Origin of the sequence: Trinickia sp., assembly GCF_051954495.1 — a bacterium.
Taxonomy (GTDB): Bacteria; Pseudomonadota; Gammaproteobacteria; order Burkholderiales; family Burkholderiaceae; genus Trinickia.
The window spans coordinates 1-4,494 of record NZ_JBQCHR010000186.1; the positions used below are offsets into that span (position 1 = coordinate 1).

Sequence of the window (4,494 nt, forward strand, 5' to 3'; positions counted from 1 at the left end):
GAGCAAGCTGTCGGGACCATGATGGCGCACGAGCCCCGTTTGCAACACGAACCAGGCCAAGGCACATGCGAGCAAATTCACGCCGTATAGCACCGTGGGCCAGCGGGCGAAGTGGTTCTCGCCCATCCATCCCGTGCTGAATGGCAACAGCGACACCCAAAACAACAAGTGCAGATTCCACCAGAGGATCGCGCCGTTGACCTGGCGTGTGGCCTGCAGCATGTGGTGATGATTGTTCCAATAGATGCCGACATAAATGAAGCTGAGCACATAGCTCATGGCGATCGGCCATAGCTGCGCCAGCGCCGCGAGGTCTTCCCCGTGCGGCACCTTCAGTTCCAGCACCATGATCGTGATGACGACGGCCATCACGCCGTCGCTGAATGCTTCCAGGCGGTTCTTTTCCATTGTCGTGATTTGAGCACAGATCGATCCGGCGCGGCATTCGCCGCCGCCCGGCAGGGTCCGTCGCTTAATAAAAAAGTACTTACAACACTATTGTGACGCTCGTGCGCTGCCGATAAGAAGCACGTGTAATGCATTTTTGCAAACGTGCAACCTTTCGACTTCTAGCCATGAACGCTCTATCCCAGGTATCGGTCGCGCGCAAGCTGCAGATCGTGTTAGCCGTCGCGCTGGCCAGCTTGCTGCTGGTCGGCGCATTCGGCGCTATTCAAATCGCGCGGATCGCGTCCCAAAGCGAGGCGATCGGCGGCCGGTGGATGCCCGCCGCCATGCAGGCGCAGCGCACGGCCCAATTGGCGGCCACGGTGCGCAACAAGGAGTTCGCATACATTCTCGTGCGCTACGACCAACGCGACCAAGTGTTGCCCGAGCTGAAAAAGAGCATCGATGAGATGTCCTCGCAACTCAAGGCCTTCGGCGAACTGCAGCTCGGCGACGCCGAACGCAAGACATACGAACTCGCGAGCGCCGAGTGGCGCAGCTATCTCGCCGCCGACGCGAAGATTCAGGACGAGGTCGATAACGCATCGCCCAATGCCGCTCGCGCGATCATCATGCAAGACAGCGCGAAGAGCTTCGATCGTTTGACCGCCGAACTGGCGGCGCTCGCGAACGCGAGCCAGGCCGAGGCCACTCACGCGGGCGAGGATGCGACCCGCGCCGCTCGCCGCTCGCTCACGTTGATCGCGGTGGCGGTCGTCGTCGCCGCGGCGATCGCGGCGGCGTTGATGACGCTCGTTGCGCGCGCGATCAGCGTACCGCTCAATGCGGCCGTGGCGTTCGCTCAAACCGTCGCGCGCGGCGACTTGACGGTCAACATTCGGGCGCGGGGCAACGATGAAGTCGCTCATGTGATTCGTTCGTTATCCGAAATGTCGGATCGGCTGCGCAAGCTGATCGGGGAAGTGCGCGACGGCGTCGAATCGGTGAATACCGCCTCGAACGAAATCGCGGCGGGCAACCTCGATCTGAGCGCGCGCACCGAGAAGGTCGCGTTCAGCGTGCAGCAAACGGCAACCTACATGCATCAGCTAGGTCAGTCGGCCACGCAATCGACCGAAACGGCCTTGCAGGTCAACACGCTCTCGCGGCAGGCGTTCGACGCGGCAGAACGCGGCGGCGACATCGTTGCGCGCGTGGTAACCAGCATGAACGAAATCACCACCTCGTCGACGAAGATCAACGACATCATCGGCGTGATCGACGGGATCGCGTTTCAAACCAACATTCTCGCGCTGAACGCGGCCGTGGAAGCGGCGCGCGCGGGCGAGCAGGGACGCGGCTTCGCCGTCGTCGCGAGCGAAGTGCGGGCACTCGCGCAGCGCTCGGCCGCGGCGGCAAAGGAAATCAAGGAACTCATCGAGTCGTCGGTGAACATCGTCGATACAGGCGGACAGCTCGTGGGCGAAGCGGGCGGCGCGATGAGCGACATCATCGAAGCCGTGCGCCATGTGAGCACGTTGATCGGGGAGATCGCCGATGCGTCGCAAGCGCAGCAGCGCGATCTCGGACAGGTGCGCGAGGCCGTCGTGCATATCGACGAGACGACGCAGCAAAACGCCGCATTGGTGGAAGAGTCGGCGTCCGCGGCGGCGTCGCTGCGCGATCAGGCCGACCGGCTTGCCGCGCTCGTGGCGGTTTTCAAGGTGAATGCGGCATGAAGACGACTCGTTTCTTGAGCGCATGCGCGACAGCCCTTTCGCTTTGGGCCGGCTGCATGGCGAGCGCCGCGGCGCAGACCAACGAGCCGCCCAAACCGAAAATCGGCATCGCCATGGCGGAGTTCGACGACAACTTCCCCACTTTGCTGCGCGAGGCGATGTCGAAGGAGGCGCGCGCGCAAGGATGGAAGCCCGTGTTCGCCGATGCGCATTCCGACCAAAGCCGTCAGAACGCCGAGATCGCTTCGATGATCGCCAACGATCACCTCGACGCGATCGTCATCCTCCCTGTGGACTCGACCGCGACCGCCTCGATGACGAAGGCGGTGCGCGATGCGGGCGTGCCGCTCGTCTACGTGAACCGCAAGCCGAGCGAGCCCCTCGGCGATGAAATGGCCTACGTTGGATCGCAAGATATTCTCGCCGGGCGCATGCAGGCCGATTACGTGGCCCAGCAGCTCGGCGGCAAAGGCGACGTGGCCGTCATGGTGGGGCAACTGAGCACCGACGCGGCGGTGCAGCGTACGCGCGGCTTCAAGGAAGTGCTCGCCCACTATCCGGATATGCATCTCGTGATCGAGCAAGTGGGTGACTGGTCGCGCGAGAAAGGCATGACGATGACGACGCAGTGGCTTGCTCAAGGCAAGAAACTCGACGCGATCGTCGCGAACAACGACGAGATGGCCATCGGCGCGATCATCGCATTGCATAAAGCCGGCCGCGCGCCGGGCAGCCTCTTCATCATGGGGATCGACGCGACGCCGGACGCGCTCGCGCAGATGGATCGCGGTGCGTTGAAGGCCACTGTCTATCAAGATGCGAAAGGGCAAGGCGTGGCTGCCGTCGATTTGGCGATCAATATGAAGAAGGGCAGTCCCAATCTCCCGCGCACGATCGATGTGCCGTTCAAGCTGATCACGCCGCAGAACTACAAAGACCTTTTGGCGTATTGATACGCGGCGCGGCATTCAACTTGCTGCACGAGCCGGGGTAGCGAGGGCCTTTCGTCCCCGACGACGGGCCCTTCGTCCGTCCGCGACCGCGGGCGGCCTTCGATCGTCACCGAGGAGGGATATCGCATGCATCGCGCAAACAAGATCGGCTTTTCGTTTTCTGCGCTCACGCTGGCCATGGCGGCGCTCGCTTGCGCGCCATTGGCCGTCCATGCTCAGCAAGGTGCGTCGATGCCGAGCATGAGCAGCACGGCTGAAGCGCAATCTGCCCCGGCGAGCGGGAAAGGCGCTACCGGCGATTCCACGACGGCCTTCAAAGCCGCCGACGAACGCATGATGAAAGCCATGCAAGGCTCCGCCTACACGGGTAATGCCGACGAAGACTTCGTGTCCCACATGATTCCTCACCATCAGGGCGCCGTCGATATGGCCGAAGTCGAAGCGAAGTACGGCAAGGATCCGCAGCTGAAGCGCTTGGCCAAGCGAATCATCGACAGTCAGCGTCGCGAAATTCAGTTCATGAAGAGCTGGCAAGAGAAGCACGGCAACCAGTAGCCGCTGACATCCCTCTCGCGGGCGCGCGACGCCCGCAACCACATTCTCCACGCGACGGCGCCCTATCAAGTTTGACGGGTACGCCGCGCCTCGTCCTTGCATTAAATTAGCCTACGTAAGATAAAGATAGCCTGAAACAGCCCGCGTGGCATCCATGGCCCGCTTGCGCGCCACGAGGGCGGATGTCCCGAATGTCGGCGTTCGCGCCAACATCCCGCAGGGGGTCCCTGCTTTACCACTTACTTAGGAGTCCGAAATGGAAGACGTATCGCGATACTTCGAAGCACCCGAGGTGAATCCCATGCCGGTCAAGATGGGCGTTTGGTAATCGGCTGCGGCATAGATAGAGGAGGGGGCCGGCGGCCCCCTTCCATTCGGAGGAACGCATGGAGCTGCTGTCAGGGAAGTCGCTCGTCAAATTCGATCGTCAGTTTCCGATCTACAACTTTTTCTTCCCGAGTCAAGGCAAGGAGCGCGCGGCCAGCGCCGCGCCGCAGATTTGGACGGATGCCGCGCGGCACGTTCGCTCGCGCGCGCTGTATTTTCATATCCCGTTCTGCGACACGATCTGCAACTTTTGTCCGTTCACGCGAGGACGGTATTCGAGCCGCGCCGTCATCGACGAATACTTCGCCGCGCTCCTCGCTGAAATTCGCCTCAAGGCGGACCTGATCGATCTCAAACAGGTGCCGATTTCGGCGATCTTTTTCGGCGGAGGCACGCCTAGCTTGCTCGATCCCGAGCAGATCAGGCAGATCGGGGAACTGATCCGCGAGACATTCGACCTGTCGCATCTACGCGAATTCTCGTTCGAGGTCGAAGTGAAAAGCCTCACCGCGGAGCGCGCCCTGGCCATGCGA

4 protein-coding genes and 1 pseudogene are annotated in these 4,494 nt (G+C 61.9%); 4 read left to right on the forward strand and 1 reads right to left on the reverse strand.

All coding sequences use genetic code 11. From position 1 onward, the window contains the following. Window positions 1-408 (reverse strand): TMEM175 family protein (locus tag ACTHNR_RS26265; protein ID WP_440551706.1); only part of this gene is annotated, 408 nt, incomplete at its 3' end. 167 nt (window positions 409-575) lie between these two features. Here ACTHNR_RS26265 and ACTHNR_RS26270 point away from each other — a divergent pair. The 4 genes and pseudogenes from ACTHNR_RS26270 to ACTHNR_RS26285 form a co-directional block, all read left to right on the forward strand. Next, on the forward strand, window positions 576-2,126 hold the full coding sequence (locus tag ACTHNR_RS26270) for a methyl-accepting chemotaxis protein (RefSeq protein WP_440551708.1): 1,551 nt from the start codon (window positions 576-578) through the stop codon (window positions 2,124-2,126). Beyond that, the gene (locus tag ACTHNR_RS26275; RefSeq protein WP_440551710.1) at window positions 2,123-3,079 is read left to right on the forward strand and encodes a sugar ABC transporter substrate-binding protein; all 957 of its coding nucleotides are present in this window, start codon (window positions 2,123-2,125) and stop codon (window positions 3,077-3,079) included. Before ACTHNR_RS26270 ends, ACTHNR_RS26275 begins: the two co-directional genes overlap by 4 nt. A gap of 126 nt (window positions 3,080-3,205) precedes the next feature. Then, complete coding sequence (gene copM, locus ACTHNR_RS26280; protein ID WP_440551712.1) at window positions 3,206-3,634, forward strand: CopM family metallochaperone; 429 nt, start codon at window positions 3,206-3,208, stop codon at window positions 3,632-3,634. A 386-nt stretch (window positions 3,635-4,020) separates the two neighbouring features. Next, window positions 4,021-4,494, forward strand: a pseudogene (locus ACTHNR_RS26285) (coproporphyrinogen-III oxidase family protein); the annotation flags it as partial.